Source organism: Ruegeria sp. B1 (assembly GCF_056535885.1).
The window spans coordinates 3,756,260-3,780,828 of the sequence record NZ_JBQFJA010000001.1; the positions used below are offsets into that span (position 1 = coordinate 3,756,260).

Sequence of the window (24,569 nt, forward strand, 5' to 3'; positions counted from 1 at the left end):
AGATGCTGGCGACACCGGCATATGATATTGCGCTGATTCTGGATCAGGGACAACGCGACACGCAGGAAGATGCGGTTGCCTCGCGCATGTTTGACGCGGCGGATGCGGGCTATGTGGTGATTGCCGACGGAATGGGTGGTCATACAGCCGGTGAGGTCGCGTCCGAGATGGTAATCTCGGCATGGCGCAGTGCGCTGGATGCCGAACTTGAGGCCGAAGAACCGATCGAAGCCGCCTTGATTGACGCATTGCCTCTGGCGGCCATGCAGGCCAACGCCGCCATCGCCAATCACAACGATGAGCAAGGCGACGGGTTCAACATGGGATCCACCCTGCTGGGTGTTTTGTTGCTGGATCAGCGTGTGTTCTGGATTTCGATCGGGGACAGCCCGCTCTACCTGTTTCGGGATGGCGAGCTGACACAGGTGAACGAAGATCATTCAATGGCACCGGTGATTGATGCACAGGTCAGCCAGGGCGTGCTTTCTGAAACCGAAGCGCAATCCCATCCTGATCGCAATCAGCTGACATCCGTCGTCATGGGCGCTGCGATCCCCAAGGTGGATTGCCCAGAGGAGCCTTTGACGCTGTCTGCTGCGGACGTTCTGATCCTTGGCAGCGACGGGCTGCAATACCTCAGCAACGCGGAGATTCAGACCGTCTTGCGCAATCACGCGCAGGACCTTGCGCAGGACATCGCAGAGGCGTTGTTGCAGGCCGTTCATTCAAAGAACGATCCGGATCAAGACAATCTGTCAATCGCGGTTGTGAAACTGGCGAGACCCTAACTGAAGGCAAAGTAACAGGGACCATGAGAAAGCATCTAATCATATCCAGCCTTGCACTCGCTGCCGCAACAGGTGCGGCGTCGGCGCAAGAGGCATGTTCGACCTACGAGATTCAGCGGGGCGACAGCTTACGGGAACTGACTATTGAGGTCTATTCGACCGAGGACTTTCGAATTATCTTCGACGCAAACCGCGATGTCATCGGATCGAACCCGAACATTATCCGTGTCGGTGATGTGCTGAACTTGCCGTGTCTGGAGGATATCGGACGTACCCCGGTGCTGGCCGATACCGAAGCCGAGCGTCTGGCCGCCGAAATGGCGGCGGAATTGGTCAAGGCCGCCGAAGAGCGTGCCGAAAAAGCGATTGCCGATGCCGAGGCCCGTGTGGCCGCAGCAGAAGCTGAGGCGAAGAAATCCAGTGAGGACGCGGTAACTGCCGCCAGAGCGGCCGCCAAGGACGAGATTGAAGCGGCCCGGGCTCAGGGTGCGGCGCTGATCCGTGAGGCCGGTTCCGGCGAAAGCCCGGAAATCCGGGATCGTCAGTTGCTGCTGATCACCGGCGGCAACTACGCGCCCTTTACGGATGAGGCGCTGCCGCATCGCGGGCTGTACACGCAACTGGTGGAAACCGCTTTGTTCCGCGCAGCGCCCGAGCAAGGCTACAAGATTCAGTTCGTGAATGACTGGTCCTCGCATCTGGACCTGTTGATGCCGACGCTTGCCTTTGACGGAACCTTCCCCTGGTCGCGCCCGAATTGCGAAGAGGCCGCCGCGCTGTCTGAAAGTGACCGCACACGCTGTGAGACCTACAATTTCTCGAACCCGTTCTATGAGGTCGTGGATACATTCTTTGCCCGCGAGGGTTCGGGCTACGAGGCAACGCTGACCTATGCGGATTTCGCTGGTACCACAATTTGTCGCCCCGAAGGTTGGACTCTGTCGCACATGGATGCGGTGGGTCTTTACGAACCTGCAATCAATCTGCTGCGCCCGGTATCGCCGGATGACTGCTTCCATGCCGTCATGACCGGCACGGCCGATATCGTGGCCATCGAAGCCCATCTGGCGGTCGAGGCCATCAGCCGGCTCGGGTATGAACACCGCATTATCGAAAACCCCAACCTGGCGGCAATCAAGTCGCTAAACGTCATGACCCATAAAGATAATCCTGATGGGGAAGCGATCCTTGAGACGCTGAATCAGGGTCTGGCAATCATGCAGCAATCCGGTGAGTGGCGCGACATCGTGTCAACCGCGCTGCGTCACCAAATGGAAAATGGATAAGGCTCCGAAAAGCCTGACAAACCTATAGTCTGGAGGAAGTGGACATGTTTAATTTCAACCCAAAGAAAGTTGTGATGTCGGCCACCGCCGTCACCGCACTCAGCGCCGGTGCCGCCGCCGCTCAGGAAGCGTGTACAAACTACACGGTTCAGGACGGCGACACGATGGCAACAATCGCAATCGCGGCCTACGGCACATCGAACTATCAGCCGATCTTTAACGCGAACCGCAACATAATTACCAATCCGAACTCACTTGATCCGGGTCTGGTGCTGGCCCTGCCGTGTGAAGATGGCAGCCTGCCCAACGGTCAGTCCGCACAGGAAGTCATCGCGGCTGAAGAACAGCGCGCGGCGAGCATCCAGCGCTCGAATGTGTATGCGCCGCCGATCAAGATGGTGGCGGGGAACGGCTGGGAGCCCTTCACCAGCGAGGCGCTGAGCGGTGGTGGCATCATGACCCGTCTGGCGACAACCAGCCTTCAACGTGCTGGCAACAGCCGCGATTACTCCGTGAGCTTTGTGGACGATTGGAGTTCACACCTTGACACCCTGTTGCCACTGGGTGCGTTTGACATCTCAATCGCATGGACCATTCCTGATTGCACAAACCGCACGTATGAATGGTCTGCGGAAACCGAAGCAAGATGCACTCAGTTTGTCGCATCCGTTCCGGTTTACGATATCGTTGGCGGCTTTTTCACCCTGCCCGAAAGCCAGTACACGCAGGCAACAACCTTTCAAGACCTTGAAGGATCAACCATTTGCCGCATGGCCGGTTGGAGCATGGTTGTTCTGGAAGAAGTGGGTCTGAACCGCGAAAACACAAACGTGGTCCAGCCGGCCTCGGCCCGCGAGTGCCTTGATGCGGTTCTGACCGGGACAGCAGATGTTGCCGCGTTCGAAGTCGATCTTTTTGCGTCAACCATGAAAGATATGGGGCTGACCTCGAGCGACATCGTCGAAAACCCCTATGTGTCGACCTTGTCGTCGATGAGCTTCCTTGCGCATCGCACGAACCCGTTCGCACGTGAGTACATCGCAATGATGAACAAGGGCCTGAACGAAATGCGCGAATCCGGCGAATGGTACGCGATCATTTCCGACACGCTGCGCGAGCAGAATGAAAAGTTGAATACAGCTTCGAACTGATCCCTCGGTTCAGCTGGAAGACTGGGGCCGGTCCTGTGACCGGCCCTTTTTTATTGGTGGACCAAAAGCTGGTCCAATCGACCGGACAGACCTTGCGGCGGGATGAGCCGGGATAATTTTTGCAACAGCCGCGCACCACCAAACATTAGCCATTGGTTTTGCCGCCCGGCCCAATATGTGGCCCTGGCTACGCCGAGTTTGGCGAGTTCCTCTCGCGGAACTCTGAATTCTGCCGGCGCCACAACCTCATAGGGATGCAGGTAGATATGTGGCGATAGCCCGGCACGGCTGGCCTGGTCGATCAAGTCGCGGGTCACGGTATCCGGTGCCAGTTTCAGATACGTGCCGCCCAGCCGAATTTGTGGCCCTCGCCCCTTATAGTGCCCCGAAACAAGAGGGACCAATCGCAGACTGGACAGCGACATGGTTCGCGCGAACGCGTTGCATTCGTCGGTCGTTCCAAAGAAAGTCGAACTGTCATAATCAAAATGCTGCTCGATCAGATGGTACTGTTCGGGTGTGTTCCGGTTCAGGCGAAACTTTGGGGCCCGAAAACCCCGAACAGAAGTGTTCGCGGCCCCCTGAAGCTTCTCTTTTGCATGGCCCAGCATCTGGTCAATCGTCTGGGCCGATTGCTGGTCCATGTTGTCGTGGAAATGGTAGTGGCAGGCAATCTCGTGCCCCTGCTTCGCGATATGCGCGATCAGGTCTGGTGCGTTTTCCGCCACGATACCCGTGCAGAAAAACGTGGCAGTAGCGCCGTTGGGACCACCTTGCTCTTTCAGAAACGCAGCAATCGTTTCATAGCTGCGCCACAGGGCATCCACACGCAAAGGTCCGGTATCCCAGACACCGAGCGCGCGTTTGAGATCATGGGAAAAATCCTCGAAATCAATGCTCAGGAACACGGGGCTATGCCACGGCTTTGCTCGGGCTTTCCTCTTTCAGGGCTTCACGCAGCACCACATAGTGGCCGATGACCAAGGCATCCACGCCTGAGGCGGCAAACGTCGAGCATGCGTTCAGCGGCGAATAGACGATTGGTTCCTGAATGTTGAACGATGTGTTCAACAGAACTGGAACTCCGGTCTTTTCGCCGAATTTGGTCAACAACGCATGATACAGCGGATTGGCCGATTGCGCCACAGAATGCACCCGGGCCGTCTGGTCCGTATGGGTGATGGCCGGGATATCGGCGGCGCGTTCGTCCCGCACCCGCGCAACAATGTTCATGTAGGGGCTGGACTGATCAATCTCGAAGAAGTCCGACGCGGCCTCTTCCACGACGCTGGGTGCGAAAGGCCTGAAATGCTCGCGCTTCTTGATCTTGGCGTTGATGTCGTCGCGAATGCTGTCCTGCCGCGGGTCCGCGAGGAAGGACCGGGTTCCCAGTGCACGCGGGCCAAACTCTGCACGACCCTGGAACCATGCGATGATCTTGCCATCGGCCAAAAGGTCGGACACCTGTTCGATCAGCTCCGCCTCGGCCAGTGCCGTTTGTGGTTGCGCACAATACTCGTTCAGCGCCATCGTGATCGAGGCTGTGTCCCATTCCGCCCCCAGATAAGGGTTGCGCACTGATGGCAGATCAACCTGGTCGTGGGGGATACACGCCAGCGCCGCACCGACGGCGCATCCGGCATCATGCGGTGCTGGCGGGATGATGATCTCATCAAACGTGCCGTCCGAGATTAGCGTTCCGTTGGCCGTAACGTTCAAGGCGCAGCCACCCGAAATCACCAATTTGCGCAGATCAGGGTTCGCTTTGCGGACCGGCCCCAAGATGTGATGCAGCGCATCCTCGAACGCTGCCTGAACCGAGGCGGCCAGATCGATATGCCGTTCGTTGGGCACCGTTCCGGGCGCTCGTGCCTCACCAAACAGTTCTTCAAGACGCGGGTGGAACACACCCCGCAATGCCGAGTGATAGTCGCACAGGGTGGTGTTCAGGCGATACCCGCCATTTTCTTCGAGATGCAGAATTTCCTTTAGGATCGCATCGCGGTAGATGGGTTTGCCATAGGGCGCCAGACCCATCATCTTGTATTCGCCTTCCAGCATCTTGAATCCGAGAAAACCGGTGAAGGCGGAATAGAAATGGCCCAGAGAGTTGGGCCAACGGTGGTCTGCAATGGCCTCGCGCTTACCATTGCGCATGGTTGTGACAATGGTCGAACTTTCTTCACCACCGCCGTCATAGGACAATGAGACAAAGCTGTCCCAGTCGCGCATTGCTTCGGCATACAGCTGGTGGGTCAAATGGTGATTGATGTAATGCAGCTTGAACTCGGACGGGCCATGTTCTGCCGTCAGGATCTTGCGAATCCGGAACAGGTCCATCCATCCGCTGTCTTGCGGGCCTTCACTTCCGCTGTCAGAAGAAAACAACGCGCCGATCCGGTTGGTCACGCTTTTCGCCGCCGACGGGCTTTGCAGAATCTTGCGAACCGTGCCCACACCGCGCCCGGCCATGCGCCAAGGCTGCCAGTAGACTGCAACATCATCGATATCCGAGAACTTCAACCCGCCGATTCGCAGAACTTCGGCGATCGCGTGATGCGGAAAGGCGCCGTCATTCTTGACCCGCGTCAGACGCTCTTCTTCCACCGCGGCAACCAGCTTTCCATCGACAAACAGCGCCGCAGCGCTGTTGTTCATCGTTGCCAAACCCAAAATCACTGACATAACTCAAAACATCCTTGGCCAAATACATGCCTACAACGCGCACACAGTAACGTTCAGTTGCTTGGACACGCAAGGTAGTTGGTCACACAGGCACGCTAAAAATCGCCTGTTGCGATTGGGGCCGATCACAGAGGCAGCGAAATCAACGTTATTGACCGGTTTTTGGTCTGATCCGATGGTCTTTCATCACGATTTGAATGGTTATGTTTCGCGAACAATATCACCGAATTCTCATATCCGTTCACAAATTTGCCCGTCCGGATCGGCGTTCAAGTGTCGCAACAAAAGAGTGTTTACACGCCCCCTGTCCCTTCTGTTAGGCTAGGTGCGATCAATGTGGCATTTGGTTCGGTTTTCGATTTTCAGGTTTGTATATGTACCCATGGCGCCAGTTTATGATCCCGTGAGACTCTGCGGGTTTTGGCATGCATTTTGAGAAATCAATCAATGAGATCGGGGCAATGCCCTGAAAGGTCCGGCCAAGATGTTTGCCGGTGTATTTCGCTGGATTTTAGATCGGCAGAATTGATGAGGCACAAGGGATGAAGATTCTATCGTTCAAATCTGGCCATGATGGCACGGTCGCTGGCGTGGACTGCATCGATGAAAGCCTATTGTTCTCATACGAGGCGGAAAAGAACAGCTTTCCCAGGTACACGCCTGTCACCCCGGATACCTTTATCGACGCCGGACTGTGGTTCAAGGACCTGCCTGACGTCTTGGCGCTGAGTGGCTGGTCCAGCAACGGCCTGGATCATGTGACTATGTCGGGAGCCGGGTATTTCGGCATTGGAGCGGGTTCGGAAACCGTCGGCAAGCGCACCTTCTTTGGCAAGACGGTCGACTACTACACCTCGACCCATGAGCGTGCCCATATCTGGTGCAGCTATGCCCTGTCGCCATATGCGCAGGGCGAGCCTTGCTATGTGCTGCTTTGGGAAGGCGCGCTGGGTGACTTTTACGAAATTGACCGTGACCTCAACATACACCACCGTGGGCAGGTGATGACCGCACCCGGCACACGCTTTGCGTTTCTCTATGCACTGGCTGATCCCGACTTTCCAATCTCGGGCGGCGACTTGCGCCCGGCGGACCCTGGTCGCCTCATGGCGGCATGCGCGTTTGGGGAACCGGGTCCGGCGGATGAGGATGAACAGGCGCTGATCGACAAACTCCTGTCGATTGACACGGCCACGGATCCACTGCGCAAAAGCTCATTCGTAAATTCGCCTTTCTTCAATATCGGCACGGACAGCCAGAGGCTGAAAAATCTGGCGACCAAACTGTCGGACGCCATTTTCGAACGGTTTTATCAGTTTGCTGAAACCAATCTGCGCGACGGGTACCCGCTGATCATCGCAGGCGGTTGCGGATTGAATGGCAACTGGAACGCAAAATGGGAAAAAAGCGGATTGTTCCGCAACGTGTTCGTGCCACCGACAACGGGGGATTCGGGATGTGCCATTGGCACTGCGGTCGATGCGATGCGCCACTTTACCGGGCGCGCCAAGCTGAAATGGTCCGTGTATTCCGGTCAGTCCTTTTCAGATGACAAGGTCGATCTTGATGGATTGAGGGCGTCGGAATTGAACCTGAAAGACGTTGCGCAGGCCTTGTACGAGGGGAAAATCATTGGCTGGACCCGCGGCAATTGCGAAATCGGACCCCGTGCTTTGGGCAACCGGTCGATCTTGGCGGCCCCGTTCAAGGCGGAAACGCGTGCCCGGTTGAATCGCATCAAAGGACGCGCCGAAAACAGCCCCGTTGCGCCGTCCTGCCTGGAAGAAGACGCCAGTCTGCATTTTGATATGACCGGGTCATCTCCGTACATGCTGAGCTTTCACCAGGTGACCGATCCCAATCTGGCCGCAGTCACCCATGTGGACGGGTCCGCACGCGTGCAAACCGTGCGGCGCGACCAGAACCCGTTTTTTCACGACCTTTTGACGGAGTTCAAATCGATCTCAGGCGTTGGTGTATTGTGTAATACATCACTGAATTTCCGTAATTCGGGCTTTATCAACACAACCAGCGATCTTGGCCATTACGCTCGGCAGGTCGAGCTGGACGGTTTTGTGGCCGGTAACACGTTTTATGAAATCGATCGGGGGTAAACGGACCGCCTGTGTCGATCTGAGACATTCAAACGAAGAAGAGTATTATGACATACGTATCGTTTTTGCTTTTTGAGGGCATTGAAGGAGGCCTGCTATGAGCGCTGTCCGTTCACATCGCCTTGGAATACCTGACTACGCTCTGGCCGCCGCTGTGTCGGTACTGGCCGTTATCCTGTTTGTTATTGCGACACCTTGGGGCATCGGAATCCGTCCCGATTCAGCCTATTACTTGGATTTTCCTTATTTTCTGCAAGGCAATTCACCAGGGTACCTTTGGGCGATCAAGATGGTTGCCGCAACTGGCCTGGACAGCATTGCGGCCGCAACGGTTTTGAACGCCGTGTTCCTGATCCTGAACTGCGTGATTGTTTTTGGCCTCGTTCGCGGGTTCGGTGTTTCGAGAACCATTGCCGCCCTGGCCGCGCTACTGGTCCTGACCTCACCGCTGGTGTTCGAATTGCATGTCACTGTGCTGTCCGAAGCCATGTTTATCTTTCTCTTGGTGGTCACTCTGGCTTTGCTCAGCTTTTATGCTGGGTCCGGCGCGCTGACGTTTTTGATTCTGGCCGGTCTTGTCTCGGATCTGGTGTTCCTAACCCGGTTCAATGGAGCGCCCGTGTGGGTGGTTGGCGTGCTGACCGTGGCCTTTCTGGGGCCTCGCAATGCGAAAACGCGGGTGCTACATGCAATTGCTTTTCTTGGGGCAGTCATCCTGCCACTGGTCTTGTGGGGTATAATCGAGGCACGCACCGGTGGCACAGGCCTTGGACGCGAGTTCGGATTCTTAGGTAATGCCACTTTTGAGACGCTGTTACAGGGCGCAACGTCGATTTGGGTGACGTTCTTTCCCAACGTTGTTCCGACCGTCATTAAAGTGCTGGCAACGCTTGCCTTGATTGCTATTTTGGCCGCCATTGTCTGGCAACAGTCGCGTGATCGTATCCTGACCACGCCGCCCAACCGCGACGACAAGGTTGCAGCCTTTCCCCTGATCGCGGCGGTTTACATCTTTGGCCATTTCGCTCTTTTACTCCTGTCTCTGCTGATCGAGCCAAACTTGCCGCTCAAGCCGTCTTACTTTGCACCGGTCTATGTTCTGATCGTGATCACTGGCGCGCAATACAGCAGCCTGCTGCGTTCTGGCGCGGGATCTCGATTGCAGAGTCTAGTAGGTGTGTGTCTCCTGATTTTTGGCGCGTTGGTTCTGGCAGCTAATCTGGCAAGAACCGGTAAGCTCATAACCGAGTACCGCGACGAGGGCATATTTTTTGCCGGGCCGCAGTGGTTTCGGTCGCCTCTGGTCGCTGAGATAAACAAACTCGATCCCGGCACATTCGTCTATACTAACGCGCCCGACATCGTGCATCTGCTGACCGAACGCGACACAGAATGGCTGCCGATGAAATTCAATCGCCGCACTGGCAAACCGTTGCCCGGCCGTCCGTACGAAATGCTATTGGCCGAAATGCATGATGACCTGCGGCAGGGCAATGCGGTTTTGGCCTTTTTTGACAAGGTAACATGGCGGTTTTACCTCCCGACGCAGCAGGAACTGACCGAGGACCTTAACCTGACGGAGTTGGTGCGTACGGAGGATGGTAGCCTGTTGTATTTGCCGGTAAATTAGCCGCGTCCGTATTTTTGCCTCAATACGGTGCTACCAACACAGTCGACACGATATTGAGGGCAATAATACTCATGAAACAGAGTAGTGAGGATTTCAGAGTTGGTGCTGCAGTTTCTCCTGTTCACCAAGCGTTGGATATCGCGGTCATCTTGCCCTGTTACAACGAGGCTGTGGCCATCGGAGAGACTGTCGCGCAGTTTCGTGAGGCTCTGCCGACGGCGAAAATCTATGTGTTTGACAACAACTCGACGGATGACTCCATCCAGATTGCACATGGCGCTGGTGCGATCGTGCGGACAGAGCCTTCGCAAGGTAAAGGAAACGTGGTGCGTCGCATGTTCGCGGATGTCGACGCGGATGTTTACATCATGGCTGACGGTGACGCGACCTATGACAGTTCCGCTGCGCCCGAACTGGTGGATTTGCTGGTGTCCCAGAATCTGGACATGGTGAATGGTGCTCGTGTGAACAAGGAATCCGAAGCTTATCGGCCTGGGCACAAGTTTGGAAATGCGCTGTTCACGGGTTTGGTTAAGTTTTTCTTCAGCAGCAAGATTAATGATTTGCTGTCTGGATATAGGGTCTTTAGCAGACGGTTCGTCAAGAGTTTTCCGGCTGTCTCTGATGGGTTTGAAATCGAAACCGAACTGACGGTTCATGCAATGCAGATGCGAATGCCGGTTGGTGAGCTTCAGACGAGTTACTTCAAACGCCTTCCCGACTCAAACTCCAAACTATCTACGTTCAGAGATGGGTGGCGAATCCTTAAAATGATTAGTCTTCTGATCAAAGAAGAAAAGCCGATGTCGTTTTTCCTCTCGCTGGCCGCAATAGTCTTCGTGCCGTCGCTGTGGGTTTTTGCATCGGTTCTGGGCGAATTCCTCGAAACAGGCTTTGTCACGCGAATGCCGTCGCTGGTTGTCGCGGTTTCAGGGTTTGTCGCGGCAATGCTGTCGGTGGTCTGCGCGCTAATTTTGGACTCGCTGGCGCGAGGACGACGGGAAAGTAGACGTCTGTCTTACCTGCAGTATCCCGGCGTCGCCCGCGTAAAAAAAACCGCTGTTTAAACGCGGTTTGTTCTCCGCTCAGCTCAGCAACTGATCGTAGATTTTGCAGACGCTGTCGATATGGATCGCCATGCCAAAGTTGTCCCTGGCGTGACGCTGGCCTGCAGCAATGATTCCGTCCCGCAATTCGCTGTCTTGGTGAAGGCGTCGCACGGGGTCCACAAAGGCCGCCGCGTCAAAGGCATCAACCAGAAATCCATTCTTCCCGTCGACAATCGCCTCGACATTTCCGCCGTGCCGCGTGGCGACAACCGGGGTGCCAAGATACATTGTTTCGATCAAGGTACGTCCAAATGGTTCATCCAGAGCCGTGACCAGATTGGCGTCCATCGCGGCCATGTATCCGTCAATCGGTTGCCGAAACCCCATCATGTGGATCTGATCTTCCATCCACGCTTCGGCAGCTAGGTCCTCGCATTCCTTATCGAGCTGATTTCCCCGGTCAACAACGCTGCCGAACAGGAACCCGTGCACAGGAACATCCGGCATCTGCTTCTGAATGGCGGCCACCGCTTTGACAAAGTGATCCGGGCGTTTGCGCGGAACGAAGTTTCCGAAATACCCCAACAGCAGAGCGTCCTGAGGCAAACCCATCTCGTCAAGGACGGCTTGTCGGGCCTGCGCCGGGTCCGGAGGATGAGGGTTGAAATCAAAAGGGCTGCGAATGACGGTAAATTTCTTGTCCACGGATCGCACCGGATTTCTGGGTTTTGAAAAATGCGAAACGCTGATGATGTGATCCGACAAAAGCGGAGCAAGTTTGTTGATGCCAAAGGCCTTAGGATCCTGACGATGATGCCAGATATGTTTTCGCCCTGACAATTTCGTCGGCAAGGCCCAGTTCGAGTGCATCCGTCCTTCGTTGGTGTGCACGATATCCGGCTTGATCCGGTTGAGGACCGAGATGAACCCCGGCACACTCGACATCAGATACCGTGCAGGGCCGCAATCACCGGGATAGCTGATTTGTCCTGGAGACATCAGGCTTGGTTTTTTTAAAACCTCATACTCCAGCCCCAGCGATTGGGCATACTCGCCGGCCAGCCCGTCCTGATAGTGGATCACGATGTAAGGTTCATATTTCGTTCGGTCCAGGCCGGCGGCCAGCTTCATGGCTGATACATGGCTGCCACCGATCACGGTGTCGCCTTCAAAAGGAAACAGAATACGTTTCGTCATTGCTCGTCTCGTTAATCATAAATTTCTGGCTAATTGCGGGGGTCAAATCGGGAAATGCTAAAGTTGATTGCGTCCCCTGTTATCGTGCCAGATAGGACCGTATCGCCAGGATGCAGCCGGTCGTCCAGACTATGTTGAATACCACATGGGATAAGGCAACGCCTTCGATCCCCAAAACCCACAAAAGCGGAATGAAGGAGAGCGCGAAAACTCCAGTAGCAACCATCGTCGTGCGCACCAGTGCCCTGTCCAGCCCCATACTCAAAAGCGTTGGATTCAGAGCCAGGCCACCCAAGTAGATGACCGCCGCAAACATCAGGATCGTCATCACCGGTGCCGCACCAGCAAATTCAGGGCCAAACAACAGCACAGCCAGATCCGTCATCTTCCAGGCCAGCGGAACCGCGATGGCCAGAGAGAGCCCCAACATCGCGAAGGACACATAGCGCACCAGTTTCCAGAACCGTCCATGTTCTTCGGCTGACCAGAGGCGGGTCATTTCGGGATAGAGAACCTGACGGATCGGCCCCCCGACGCGCACGATATTGGTCATGATCCGTTTGCCGACCTGATAGAACCCGACCGAAGTCACATCCAGCAAAGCCCCAACAACCAGTACATCCAACCGCTGGGTCGACTGTCGCAGGACGACGTTGAAATTCGAGTTCCACAGGAACCTGAGAAAGCCAGGGTTCTGCCGCAGCGCTGTGCGCAGTTTCAGGGACATGAAGGATTGCAGGTTGCGCCGCCGCAACTCTCTCAGCGCGATGAAAAAGGCAACCAGCCCGGTCAGGACCTGATGCATGAGCATCAGCGCAAGAAATGCCCATAGGTCCATATCCAACAGAAAAACAATTATTGTCCCGACCAGACGCAGCCCTGCCACCACCATGTCCGAAATCGCCAGCAGGTCGAACCGGTCATGGATACGCAGAACGGCAATGCCGGTGGGTCGCAAGGACAGGAACAAACCCAGCGCGACAAGGACAATGTAAGAGGACCCGCCATCCTCTGGCAGGCCAATCAAAGGGGCAAGCGTGGGCGCCAGCAGGATCGCCACCGTTCCCGCCAAGAGACCACCTATGATATCAATAACCACAGACAGTTTTATCAGGTGGCCAAATCGATGCGTGTCGTCTTCGGTCAAGGCGTCACTGCCGTATTTGATAACCGCTTGCCAGGGTTCCAGGCGGCATAGCCGATCCAGAACCTGAACATAGGCATCCACCAGCGCCAGGATACCGACTGCGGCGGGTCCCACGGCACGTGCGGTAATGATCAATGTTGCAAGTCCGAAAACGGCCATAAGAATTTGAGACAAGAACAGCCATGACATGTTCTTGGCAAGCCGCCCAATCAAAGACCTGGCATCAAACCCGATCATCGCGTCACTTGGCGGTTGGTCCGGGTGCAATCCCGGGCACCCCTAAAAGCATGGTGCAAAAAACCCTCGGTACTCGTCGCAGGTCAAATACCTTTCATCACTCGTCAAACCATTAAATTGGCGATTCTGGTCGCCACTACTTCTATCATTTTGTTTTTTACGCTTGTATCGTTTTACGAAAGCGCAGTTTGATGGGGAAATCCAGTCCTGTTTTGGGGAACCGGTTTTGAACATACAAACATTGGTTTGGAACCCGCCGGAATCGGGGTGGAATGGTACGGTTACTTGCCTTGTCCAAGGTGAGATTTTTGGGTGGTCGATCGACTTTGGGTATTGATTAACGTTTTATGGAACAAGCAAAAGTTCTCATTCACATAGGGTATCACAAGACGGCAACTTCGTCGTTGCAGAAACAGCTTTTTGCGGCGTCAGATGGCCCTTTTGTCAGTCCTCCTGATGAGCGGAAGTACGTCCTTTCGAATAGATTCGTATTGCCGCAACCAATGACCTTTGACGCGTCCGCCGTTCGTGGACAATACGCGGGTTTTCTTGAAACCGCACACGATTCAGGGAAAGTGGCCGTTTTTTCACACGAACGATTTTCCGGCTATCCGGCGTCAGGAGGCTTCGACAGCCCCTTAATCGCGCAGCGTCTGAGGGAAACGTTCCCCGAGGCCCATATTCTGATTGTGTTCCGCGAGCAGTTGTCCAGCATCTTGTCGATGTACAGTCAGTACATCACCGATGGCGGCCACAAGTCGTTCAAAGGGTATCTGGCGCAAACGGAACCGATGATGCGCCGGGTTCCGATGTTCAGCCCAGACTTTTACCGGTATGACCGGCTGTTCAAGTATTATCAGACACTGTTTGGTCCCGAACGCGTGCACGGTCTGACATACGAGCAGTTTGTACAGGACTCGGACACATTTGTTTCGCACCTCTGCGGGTCGTTGGGTGTTGAGACACCAAAACGCGAGTTTCTGAAGACCAACAAGAAACGGTCACAGAGCTTTCAGGTATTGCAGAGGGCGGTAAACCGTATTTTCAGCGACAATCAACTTAGCACTGGGGCGATCATCCCGTTTCCCTATGCAACCCGTCGATTTGGCAAACTGAGCGGACCCCTGAGCAGGATCTTCCCCCGCGCGTTGGACCGCATGCTGGAAGACCGCATGGCCAAGCGCGCTGCGATGCAATTCGAAGGGGCCTTTGCCGACTCGAACGCGATCCTGAAGGAGCTGACAGGTTTGGAGTTGGAAAAGTATGGCTATCAGTTGCCACCCGAAGCCCGCTGACCCCGGACATCCTGCGAAACCGTGACCCCAAAAACAAATGACCAGCACCCCAAATGCTGGTCATTTTCGCCGAGTGAGTGATAGAGCCGTTAGGCCTCACCGGTATTACCTCTATGTTGGGTACAACCTAACAAAGGAGGATCTCGGCAGAAATTAGGGGAATCCCGTAGGTTCAACAGTTTTTGAGCAAGCTACTGGTTATAATTACTTTTTGGGGACGCTGAGCCGTTGTTTCACGACCTGCCAATCTATTAGAAGTCGCCCGGAGTTTCGACGGGCACTAGGTGTTCGGTCGGCGCCAAAAGCCCCATTTTCCTCAACAGGATCGTATTGACCCGCCGCACGTCAAAAACGGACTCCGCCCGGCTGCGAGCGGCCGACCCCATATCCAGGATCAGATCGGGGTTTTCCAGAAATCGCGCCATGGCTTGGCTGAGCGCCTGTGGGTTCCGCATCGGGACAACAAAGCCCGTTTCACCCTGCAGAACGGGATCGGCGCAACCGGGTGCGTCAGATGTGACTACTGCGCGACCGGACGACATCGCCTCTAGGATCGTGCGCGGAATGCCCTCGCGATAGGCGGACGGCAGCACAAACACCGAGCAGTCGGCGAGGTACGGGCGGACATCGGTGGTCTCGCCCAAATACTCAACGACCCCTTCACGGGTCCAGGCATCGATCTCCTTTTGCCCCACGGAATCGGGGTTGGCATCCATCGGGCCAAGAATCTGAAACCGTGCCGCCGGATGATCCCGTTTGAGAATGCGGGCTGCTTCGACAAAATCAAAAACCCCCTTCTCGCGCAAAAGTCTGGAAATCATCAGAAAGACGGGCGGTCCGTCAGGCGGGCTGGACCGGGCATATTTGGTCAGGTTCACGCCTGAGCCTGGCACGATGCTCAACCGGGTCCCGTTGCCAACCATCCGACGGGCCCGAAACTCTTCTTCGTCTGCCTGATTATACACCAGAAGTTCGTCAACACCGCTCAGCGACACCCGGTACAGGTTGGCAGAAATAGCGCGGACCAATCTGCGTTTGAGACTGGTGTTCTCGGCATTGAACACATAGCCCAGCCCGGTACACATCGCGTATCTGTGCGGAACACCTGCCATGCGTGCCGCAAGGCAGCCGTAGATGATCGGTTTCATCGTATAGGCAAACACGGTGTCCGGCTGAAACTCATTGAATATCCGCTTAAGGGCCCGGAGCGTTCCGAAATCCTCCATGGGGTTCATCCCGGTCCGCGACATTGGAAAGGGCACAAATTTGACGCCGATCTCGCGCAAAGCGGCCTCGCTGGCCTCGTGGCGTTCCGGACCACAGGCGATCACCTCGGCCCTCTGAGCCATTTCGCGCAACAGATCAAAGCGAAAGTTCACCAAAGAAGACGTCAGATTCGCAACCACCGCGATTTTTCGGTCCTGCTGTTCTTGTCCGGTTTGAAGGGGTTCCAGTGTTTGCAACACAACGCACTCCAGTCACTTGTCATTCAAACCGCTGCGATGCGGAACAATCAACGTTTTAAACCAATCCGGGCCGAAACTGTGCTGACGCTGTAGGGCATGTCAACAAATCAATAAGCCCGTTGTGCGGGTTTCACTTGGTTGGTCAACGCGGATGGGGCCATGGCAGGTCGTGCCGTGAGACAGACGGAAAGACCCAGCATCCAGGGCGCCAGCCAGAACCGGCCATAGAAATGCGGTGCGGTGTTTAGAACCATCACCAGCATGATCAATATGGTGACCGCCAACGCCGTATCCTTGGCCCCGCCATGAATCATGTTGTAGCGCCAAATCACGTAAATCCCGGACGCGAACAGGCCGGCCAAACCAATTAGAGAGACCGCTCCGCCCTCGGTCAGCGTCAAAAGGTAGGCATTGTGGACCGGGGCGCCAATGGCGCTTTTTTCTTCGTACTGGTCGATCCCAAACCCCAGCCATGTTGTGTTTTCACCAAACCGCATGGCTTCGAGGATCAAAAACAGCCGATCATCGATCGTTCCGGATTCGCTGATATCTGCATTGCGCAGGGCGGAAAATACGCGCTCTTGAAAGACTTCGGGCAGGAAAAGCTCTCCAAACAGAGCGGCGGCGATAAAGAACAAGACAACGCCAACTGTAAGAGCGGCGGTGGCCTTTACAGACCCTGTTAACACCACAAAGAGTGTAATGCCGAGGATCGAAAGGTAGAACGCTGTGTTCGAGCCTGTCAGCAGCAAGCCGTAAACCACTGGGACAAACAAAAGGATAGCACCTACGGTTGTTACTCGACGAACCGAGCGCAACCAGATCAGAAACACCAGTGCGAAGGCGGCCAAAATACCGGACTCGTTCTCGCGTTCGAACAACCCGCTCAGCCGTCCGCTGCCACTGACAAAGTCGTTCCGCCCGGGCACAAAATTCACATAGTAAGCCCCGTGAAGCATTGCCAGTGCGATCGACAATACAAACAGGAAGATCAGAGTTTGGGTTTCCTTCCGGGACCGGCGCAGGATGATCCATGGCAGCAGGACGAAGGAAAAGCAGTACTGTAGTAGCCCAAGTGCCCCGTCCATCGCGTTGCCGTTGATAATCGATGCGGCGGCGAAACCGGCCAGAAATGCCAGCACCGACGCAAACCACAAGGCCGAAGCCGCTCCCATGGGACGCAGAGGAAGCCGTCCGCTAAGTAACACAACCAAAAAGGCCAGGAACGTGAAGAAATCCCCGAGTGTGAAATACACAAAACTCGGACGGAAATAGTTCAGAGGAGAGAGAAATACGGCAGTGGCAACCAGCAAGAATTCCAGTCGGGATTCCGGTTTTGTCGCGAGTCCAATCGTCAATTGATTATGAGAGCCCAGCATAGATTGAAACCCCGCCCTACCCGAAATTCACCAGCTTGATCGGGTTCAGGTTCAACTGGTGCAGTTTTTCCAAAGAGCGGACAATTTCTTCAACATCTGATGACTGATCACGCACGACAAACACCACATTGTCTGTAAACGGCAGCAGTCTGCCTAAAACAGCGTTCTCGGTAACCGGGGGAACGTGGATGACAATCTTATCATATAGATCAGCAAGAGCTGCAGACCCGGACCACATGTTATGTGAATCAAACAGATCAACCGGGATGTGGGCGTCCGTCGACGGCCTTACGTACTTGACCTTGTCGGTGATCTCTTCAGCCTCCTGAGCCATCAACAAGGCGTTTCCCAACAACAACGGCAAGCCGTATTGCGATTGGCGGCGCGGCAAAAGACCAGCGACGGATGGGTCATCGCTTGGATCAAGATCAATGAACAGCACGCGCAGTCCGTCGCCTGCAGCAGACACAGCAAGGCACAGTGTGATAAATGCCGACCGGTCGGTCTGAGACGATGAAGTGATCATCATCCGCGTCGATCCGTCTTGCGACAGTCGGTCCATCAGAACCGACAGGATATGTCGTGCGCCTTCTGCGCGGGGATCGGGCGGCATGCGCTGATCGAATATATCGAGCAATGTCGCCATGCTGCTGCGCGCGGCGCGGGGAAAGCGTGGAAAGGCCAGCGCGCCGTGCAAGCCCAATGCGGGATGGAGCGACCGTCGGACGAACAGCCTTTTGTTCAGCATCTCGCTCAGCAGAACCGCAATGAAGGCGATTACCAGCGCGCTGGCGAAACTGCCGGCCAATACGGTGTTTCGGTTCGGCAGGGCCGGTTCCAAGGGTGGTTGTGCCACCGAAATCTGGCGCGCCAGCGGTGCCATCAACCCGGCATGAACCGCCAGGTCACTGCTGCGCTGAAACAGAATTTCTCGACGGGTCAAAAGATCTTCGAGGCGTTGTTCCAGTGTAATACGTTCCTGCGCCGCCTTGGATCGCTGCTCAAGCCGGGCTCGGGCCCTGTCTGCGCGTTCTTCCAACGGGTCTATCTCGGATTGGGGCGCATCGCTTTCACGGAGGAATTGCAGACGTGCTGCTACATTGCGTATTTCGGCATTCAGGGCCGTACCGGCGTCGGTGTCGTCCAGTTGATTGGTCAGGATCAGGTCAGACAACTCGGCCTCGATGCCCGAGATCTCTTGTTGCATGACGCCCATGCGTTCAGTCAGTAGGTCGATTTTCTCAAGCGCACTGCGCTGCTGGATCTCAAGCGTTTGATCGATATAGGTCTGCGCAATCTCGTTGGCGATCAGCGCGGCGCGGTTCGGGTCCGTGTCATAAACCTGAATACCTATCCCAAGTGTGTTTCGGAACGGCGAGACCACGTATCTTTCCAACAGCTTGGTTGTTGTGGCCGTCAGGCTCTGTTCCGGGGTTGGTAAGATTCTGGGGGGGCGTATCAGAAACGGATTATAGGTGTCGTCGTTTTCCAGCCCGAGGCGCGTGACAACCGCCTGAGCGAAATCCCGGGACCGGATGATTTCGACCTCGGTCTGAACTTCGGACAGCGCGATTTCAAGATTTGCGATCGGGCGTAAGTCTGCACGGATTGTGACCCTGCGGTCGTCTAAAACGATGACGGATTCAGTCGCGTAGAGCCTGTCTTTGAACAGCAAGACCAAACTGGCGATCAGCATGACCGCTGCGAAAACAGACAGGAACAAGGCCAGATTGCGCCGTATGATTGCGCGCACACCGACAAGGCCCAGGCGTTCGACCTGATCCTCAACCAACTGCAGTTCGCTGGTTCTGTCCGGTATGGCATTCGAGACATTCACACCTGTCTCACTATCCTTTGTGTACCTGCACGGCCAGTCCGGTCGCAATTTTACGCCGCATCGTCGATTGTTTCGTCCCACTCTGCAAGAATGTTATCCGGTGCCAGCCAGACCCGGCTTTCCATGTTGACCTCGCGCATGCGCTGCAACAGCTCAGGTGATTGGGTCAGGCGCAGCACCGCCTGTGCTAGCCCTTCCACATTCTCCAGAGGCACAAGCAGGCCGTTTTCCTCCGGCCGGATCAGCTCGCGCGGGCCGTAGGGGCAGTCGAAGGACACCACTGGTAGCCCGGTGACCGTTGCCTCGGCCAGTACATTTGGAAAACCCTCGTAGCGGGATGGGAAAACAAGGATGTCGGCGCCTTCCATCCACGCGCCCGGTAACGGGCTGTGTCCTGGCAGGAACACGACATCTGACAAGCCCAAGTCATCGCGCGATTTCTCGAGCGTCGCGCGTTCTGGGCCCTCACCAAAGATGGTCAGCCGTACATCAGGGTTGCCCCGCAGAATCCTGGGCATGGCGGTCAGCAGCAGATCAAAGCCCTTTTGTCTGTCCAGCCGACCAACGGCAACCAGATTGGTGGAGCCTGTTCCAAGGTTTTCGCGCGCACCCGGCGGCAGGGCGCAGGGATTGGCAATCACTTTCGCCTTGCGTTGCACCGCACGCGGCAGGTCTTCGCTGGCGCGTTGGGTCTGCATCACAACCGTATGAGCCCGGCGGGCCAGCAGGTTCTGGGCATGACGCCAAATCGGATGGGCAGTCTGCGCACGAGGATTGTTGCGTTCCGAAACGATGACCGGCACCCGCTTGTCCAGCGTCGCCAGCAATGCCAGGACGTTAATCTTGGTCAGAAACGTAATGATCACGTCGGGCGCAACGTCCTGAATGACCTGCCGGATATGACGCAGTCGATCCAGTTGCCCGCCATCCGATGCCGCAACATGCAGACTGACCGCATCAGGGTAGTCGAAATAGGAGCCTTCTGACGGCATGGTTTGCCCGGCCACATGCACCTCATCCCCGCGCGCTTGCCGATGCGCAGCCAAGACCGAGACGATCTTTTCAGCGCCCCCGGCCCCGAAACCGCCCTGAATGATCAACAGCTTCACGCGCGGTTATCCCGACGCCTTTTTGCGCGGGTCTTCAGCTTCGCGCAACGCCGGGGTCACCGGCTGCTCGTTGGGTGCAGGGCGGTTCAGTTCATGTTCTATGATCGGCCTGTTCAGGTCCTTGGATTGCAGGAAAATCCGCCCGATATATTCGCCCATAATACCCAGAAACATGGCATTCAGGGTCATCGACAGCAGCAACAGAATGGTGGTTGTGGCGAAACCCGCAGGCCAGTCTGCACCGAACACGAGCTTGGCAATCAGATACCCCACCATCAACAGGAACATGGCCAGCCCCGCCGTCAGGCTGATCATCGACGCCAGTCGCAGCGGCAGGAGCGAGTGGTTGATCAGGCCATCGACAGCAAGGCCCAGCATTGCCCGGAACGGAAATTTCGATTCCCCGGCCGTACGTGCGACGCGGTCGTATTCGAACCCGACCTGGTTGAATCCCATCCCACTGATGAGGCCCCTAACATAAGGCGACCGGTCGTCAACCCGGCGTAGCTCGTCCAGGATGCGACGGTCCGTCAGGCGAAATTCGCCGGCGTTCCGGGGCAGGTCGTCATCGCTTATCATGTCGATCAGCGCGTAGAATCCGCGCCGTGCGGCCGCCACGAAAGGCCCGTCCGGTAGGCTACGGCGGATGCCGTAAACCACGTGATTGCCCTGCCGCCACAGATCCAGCATTTGCGGGATCAACTCCGGCGGATCTTGCATGTCGCAATCCAGCTGCACGGCACACGCGCCATTGGCCGACCTATATGCTGTCAGGACCGAGCCCTGATAGCCCATGTTTCGCGCAAAGCGTATGACTCTGACACGCGGGTCACCTGCGGCGATGTCCGAGAGGATCTCAAAGGTCCGGTCCTCCGAGTGATTGTCGGTAAAGATGATTTCGGGCTCGTACCCGTCCAGACCGTCAAACACGGCGATGACCCGGTCATAGGCCATCCGTACATTGTCTTCTTCGTTGTAGGCAGGGATGAGGATGGAAACGAGGGTCATGATACCTGTCCTGATACCTTGTCGCCGGTACGCGCGCGCGTGGCCCATTCGACGGTATCTCTCAGGCCATCCGGCAGTGAAATCCGTGCGGACCAGTCATAGTGCGAGGTCATTAGCCCGGGGTCGTTGACGAGATCGGTCGGCGGTCCTTGGGGTGTGCCAAATGTCAGCAACTCCGCGGGCACCCCTGTCAGGTCGCGCAGCATGGTGGCGACGGTTCGGACCTCGGTGGCAATGCCCGTGCTGATATTGACGACCGGCCCTGCGGCAAGGGGATCAGACCCCAAAAGCAATAGCCCCCGCACCACGTCATCCACATGAATCAGATCCCGTGCGTCGTCTGGCCTGCCGATGTTCGCGGGCCGGTGGTTCAGCAGACTGTCGATCAGATATGGGACAAGCTGCTGACCTGTCTGACCGGGCCCGTAGGTCAGCGACAGCCGCGCTGTTACGGCGGGAAACGGCAAGCGGGTTCGCAGCATTTCGAGGTATTTCGTGCCAGTCAGCATCGAAGCGCCATAGCTGTCGCGCGGATGCTCACACTGCGTCTCGACATAAGGGACCGGGTTGTCGCCGTATTCCGCGATTGTGCCCAGCCGGACAAATGCGCCCGGCGGCGTTTTGCTGTTGGCCGCGGCGCCCAGGACTTGCAGCAGGCTCAGGACGTTTTCCTGAAGGCTGGCAGCCGGGTCCGAGAAATCGGATGCGTTGGAAATGCGGGTTTTGGCGGCAGCGTGAAACACCAGATCTGGCGAGGTTTCGGCAAACACATCCTGTATCGCTTTGGCATCGGTAAAGTCCGCCTGCCAAAGGGTGATTTCGTCAGGGCCCGGCAGTCTGTCCGTCGATGCGCCCGGACGCGCAAGAGCGATCACATCGTCACCACGTGCGACGCAGGCCCGAACCAGATGCGAACCGATGAACCCGTTGGCGCCAGTGATCAATACACGCATCATCCGAACCGCATCCAACCGTGCAAATAACCTAAAACCCTAAACATACCCGTCTCTGCTTGTTCCAACGCAGCTTACACGATCCGAGCGATCCGGTGAAATGCCCGGCCGCCTTACGGCTATTGCGCGCCTTGATAGTGAGCGACAGCCTCTTTTGGTTGCAATGTTGTCTCAGATTTCCGGCCCAGGAAAAATACGCCGCTGGCCCCATCAACGCGGTAGGGTTCCGGGATCAGCCGGTCCAGGTATTGGGCCCAGAACACGCACAACTTCGCCACTTTCCCAGCCGTGCGAGACCGGAACAGGCCCCGGAACAGATAATCCACCGACCACATGAACTGCACGCCCGGACCGGCGCTGGCCCCCGAGTCGATCCGTTCAAAAGCACGGAACAGGTACCGGTGCCCGCTTTCGGTGAACCGGGTGAAATCATAGGGTCCTTCATGCACCTGCTGCAGAAAGGGCGTTTCTGCATAAATCAAACCGCCGGGTTTCAGGACGCGATGGATTTCGGCTGCGACCTGACGTGGGTCGAGCACATGTTCCAAAACCGCCTGAATGACCACGCCGTCAAACACATCATCCTGCATAGGGATGTCGTGCGCGTCGGCGACGAACTGAATGTTGGGGGACTGGTAGATATCAAAGGCGAAAATCTGAACTTGGGGATCTTCGTAGAGCTTGCCCATGCCCTGCCCCACGCTGCCGCCACCCACGATCAAAACGCGCGGAGTGGGATTTAGTGCCTTCATTTCGGAAAGGAACCTGTCCACGTTGCGCAATGTGACCTGTTTGACGGGCGAGGCTAGCCGCTTGAGGAACTTGATTGGACCGCGATAGGCCGGGCGGTGAATCTGGGATTCCACCTCGATATCGGTGGGTTTGGGTGGTTCGATGACCGAGTTCTCATAGTGCACATAGACCGGCACGCCGCCATTGACGGCGCAGGGGCCGGTGACCTGTTTGAAATCCTCACGGATCAAATCCTTGATTGCCTCGGTCGGGGCCAGCGGCATCAGGATGCCTCCCGTGAGAGCCCTGCGACATGCGGCGCCAGAAATTCTGTCACTTTTTCATGCATGTAGTCGATCTGGGGTTGGGTCAGGCCATGATGGCAGGCCAGTAGAATACCGCCGCGCATCACGGCATCGGACACCCCATATCCCGCCGGATCGCTGCGATACTCAACCTCTTTCATCGCCGGCTGCCGCAGGATGTTTCCGGTAAAGACCGGACGGGTTTGAATATCAGCTTTTTCCAGGAAAATTTGCAGTTCGCGGCGTGTGAATGGCGCCGCCTCTCGGATCGTCAGCGGGAACGCCAGCCAACCGGTGCGGGAGCCCGGCAGTTGTTCCGGTAGGATGAACCATTCCTCGTATTGGGCAAAGAACGCACGATGGGCATCAAATGCCTCTTCGCGGACCTTGATATTGTTCTCAAGTTTGCCCAGTTGCACCAGACCAAAGGCCGCGCTGATTTCCGATGGTTCAAGATTGTAGCCCAACGCTTCAAACAGGAATTTTGCGTCGTATTCGATTCCGTCCAGCTGCACGTTGAACCGGTTCTCAATGGCCTCGGATTCCACAAACAGCGAGGAACTGCGGCCCCATGACCGCATCAGCAGCGCCTTGCGCGCCAGTTCGTCATCATTGACACACAACATACCGCCATTGCCTGCGCCATTGATCACATGGCTGCCGTAAAAGCTGGTGGTCGATATGTCGGAGTATGTGCCGGTGCTGACCCCCTCCATTGTCGCGCCAAGCGTATCGGCGCTGTCTTCAATGACCTTCAGACCATGCGTGTCGGCCAACTCGCGGATTTTCTTCCAATCGGGCAGATTGCCGATCAGTGACGGTATCATAACTGCCGACGTCTTTGGGGTGATCATCCGTTCGATCAAATCCACGTCGATGTTGTAGGTGCCTTCGGCGGCATCAACAAAAGCGGGGATCAGCCCCTGGCGAACCAGAGGCGCGACAGTTGTCGCAAAGGTCAGCGCCGGCGTGATAACCTCGCTACCCTTTGGCAAGTCCAGAATCTCAACGGCCAGGTAGTTCGCTGAAGAGCCCGAATTGGTCATGATCCCGTGCGATTTGGCAAAAAGCTTAGAGACTTTTTGCTGCATTTCACGCACTTTGGGGCCCATTTGGGTCGACGTCTTTAAAACCTCGACAACGGCATCAATCTCTTCCTGGCCGTGTACTGTCTGCCCGTAATTTACTCTCATACTACTCA

The 24,569-nt window shown here is 56.2% G+C and carries 19 protein-coding genes; 7 read left to right on the top strand and 12 right to left on the bottom strand.

Annotation, left to right across the window (positions count from 1 at the left end; translation table 11 throughout):
* Positions 1–2 precede the first annotated feature (2 nt).
* From ACR3ES_RS18630 to ACR3ES_RS18640, 3 genes are read left to right on the top strand one after another with little or no spacing between them, the layout of a single operon-like run.
* Positions 3–788, top strand: a complete 786-nt coding sequence (locus ACR3ES_RS18630) for a protein phosphatase 2C domain-containing protein (protein WP_170434668.1) — start codon at positions 3–5, stop codon at positions 786–788.
* 23 nt (positions 789–811) lie between these two features.
* Complete coding sequence (locus tag ACR3ES_RS18635) at positions 812–2,074, top strand: transporter substrate-binding domain-containing protein (protein ID WP_170434666.1); 1,263 nt, start codon at positions 812–814, stop codon at positions 2,072–2,074.
* A gap of 44 nt (positions 2,075–2,118) precedes the next feature.
* Positions 2,119–3,225, top strand: a complete 1,107-nt coding sequence (locus ACR3ES_RS18640) for a transporter substrate-binding domain-containing protein (protein WP_170434664.1) — start codon at positions 2,119–2,121, stop codon at positions 3,223–3,225.
* A gap of 50 nt (positions 3,226–3,275) precedes the next feature.
* Here the strand turns inward: ACR3ES_RS18640 and ACR3ES_RS18645 are convergent, their stop codons facing one another.
* Positions 3,276–4,133, bottom strand: a complete 858-nt coding sequence (locus ACR3ES_RS18645; protein WP_170434662.1) for a polysaccharide deacetylase family protein — start codon at positions 4,131–4,133, stop codon at positions 3,276–3,278.
* A 4-nt stretch (positions 4,134–4,137) separates the two neighbouring features.
* On the bottom strand, positions 4,138–5,910 hold the full coding sequence (locus tag ACR3ES_RS18650; protein ID WP_170434660.1) for a carbamoyltransferase C-terminal domain-containing protein: 1,773 nt from the start codon (positions 5,908–5,910) through the stop codon (positions 4,138–4,140).
* A 542-nt stretch (positions 5,911–6,452) separates the two neighbouring features.
* Between ACR3ES_RS18650 and ACR3ES_RS18655 the strand changes: the two genes are divergently transcribed.
* From ACR3ES_RS18655 to ACR3ES_RS18665, 3 genes are all read left to right on the top strand, one after another.
* Positions 6,453–8,024 carry a carbamoyltransferase C-terminal domain-containing protein gene (locus ACR3ES_RS18655; RefSeq protein WP_170434659.1) on the top strand — a complete coding sequence of 524 codons (1,572 nt, stop codon included), beginning with the start codon at positions 6,453–6,455 and terminating at the stop codon, positions 8,022–8,024.
* A gap of 97 nt (positions 8,025–8,121) precedes the next feature.
* A complete protein-coding gene (locus ACR3ES_RS18660) occupies positions 8,122–9,654 on the top strand; it encodes a glycosyltransferase family 39 protein (RefSeq protein WP_170434657.1) in 1,533 nt (510 codons plus the stop codon).
* 71 nt (positions 9,655–9,725) lie between these two features.
* Positions 9,726–10,721 carry a glycosyltransferase family 2 protein gene (locus ACR3ES_RS18665; protein WP_170434655.1) on the top strand — a complete coding sequence of 332 codons (996 nt, stop codon included), beginning with the start codon at positions 9,726–9,728 and terminating at the stop codon, positions 10,719–10,721.
* 18 nt (positions 10,722–10,739) lie between these two features.
* On the opposite strand, the gene ACR3ES_RS18670 is transcribed toward ACR3ES_RS18665, so the two are convergent.
* The gene (locus ACR3ES_RS18670) at positions 10,740–11,900 is read right to left on the bottom strand and encodes a glycosyltransferase family 4 protein (protein ID WP_170434653.1); all 1,161 of its coding nucleotides are present in this window, start codon (positions 11,898–11,900) and stop codon (positions 10,740–10,742) included.
* Positions 11,901–11,979: 79 nt separating this feature from the next.
* Complete coding sequence (locus ACR3ES_RS18675) at positions 11,980–13,284, bottom strand: oligosaccharide flippase family protein (protein ID WP_170434651.1); 1,305 nt, start codon at positions 13,282–13,284, stop codon at positions 11,980–11,982.
* Between the two features lie 503 nt (positions 13,285–13,787).
* Between ACR3ES_RS18675 and ACR3ES_RS18680 the strand changes: the two genes are divergently transcribed.
* Positions 13,788–14,579, top strand: a complete 792-nt coding sequence (locus tag ACR3ES_RS18680) for a sulfotransferase (protein WP_480634739.1) — start codon at positions 13,788–13,790, stop codon at positions 14,577–14,579.
* Between the two features lie 251 nt (positions 14,580–14,830).
* On the opposite strand, the gene ACR3ES_RS18685 is transcribed toward ACR3ES_RS18680, so the two are convergent.
* From ACR3ES_RS18685 to ACR3ES_RS18720, 8 genes are all read right to left on the bottom strand, one after another.
* A complete protein-coding gene (locus ACR3ES_RS18685) occupies positions 14,831–16,042 on the bottom strand; it encodes a glycosyltransferase family 4 protein (protein WP_480426392.1) in 1,212 nt (403 codons plus the stop codon).
* Between the two features lie 110 nt (positions 16,043–16,152).
* A complete protein-coding gene (locus ACR3ES_RS18690) occupies positions 16,153–17,358 on the bottom strand; it encodes an O-antigen ligase family protein (RefSeq protein ID WP_480493574.1) in 1,206 nt (401 codons plus the stop codon).
* A gap of 82 nt (positions 17,359–17,440) precedes the next feature.
* Entirely contained in the window at positions 17,441–19,261 is a 1,821-nt protein-coding gene (locus ACR3ES_RS18695; protein WP_170434645.1) for a hypothetical protein, read from the bottom strand.
* A gap of 50 nt (positions 19,262–19,311) precedes the next feature.
* On the bottom strand, positions 19,312–20,370 hold the full coding sequence (locus ACR3ES_RS18700; RefSeq protein ID WP_170434643.1) for a glycosyltransferase family 4 protein: 1,059 nt from the start codon (positions 20,368–20,370) through the stop codon (positions 19,312–19,314).
* A gap of 6 nt (positions 20,371–20,376) precedes the next feature.
* On the bottom strand, positions 20,377–21,378 hold the full coding sequence (locus ACR3ES_RS18705; protein WP_170434640.1) for a glycosyltransferase family 2 protein: 1,002 nt from the start codon (positions 21,376–21,378) through the stop codon (positions 20,377–20,379).
* The gene (locus tag ACR3ES_RS18710) at positions 21,375–22,334 is read right to left on the bottom strand and encodes an NAD-dependent epimerase/dehydratase family protein (RefSeq protein ID WP_170434638.1); all 960 of its coding nucleotides are present in this window, start codon (positions 22,332–22,334) and stop codon (positions 21,375–21,377) included. Before ACR3ES_RS18710 ends, ACR3ES_RS18705 begins: the two co-directional genes overlap by 4 nt.
* Positions 22,335–22,450: 116 nt before the next feature.
* The gene (locus ACR3ES_RS18715; RefSeq protein WP_170434636.1) at positions 22,451–23,347 is read right to left on the bottom strand and encodes a class I SAM-dependent methyltransferase; all 897 of its coding nucleotides are present in this window, start codon (positions 23,345–23,347) and stop codon (positions 22,451–22,453) included.
* Entirely contained in the window at positions 23,347–24,561 is a 1,215-nt protein-coding gene (locus tag ACR3ES_RS18720; RefSeq protein WP_170434634.1) for a DegT/DnrJ/EryC1/StrS family aminotransferase, read from the bottom strand. Before ACR3ES_RS18720 ends, ACR3ES_RS18715 begins: the two co-directional genes overlap by 1 nt.
* Positions 24,562–24,569: the final 8 nt, after the last annotated feature.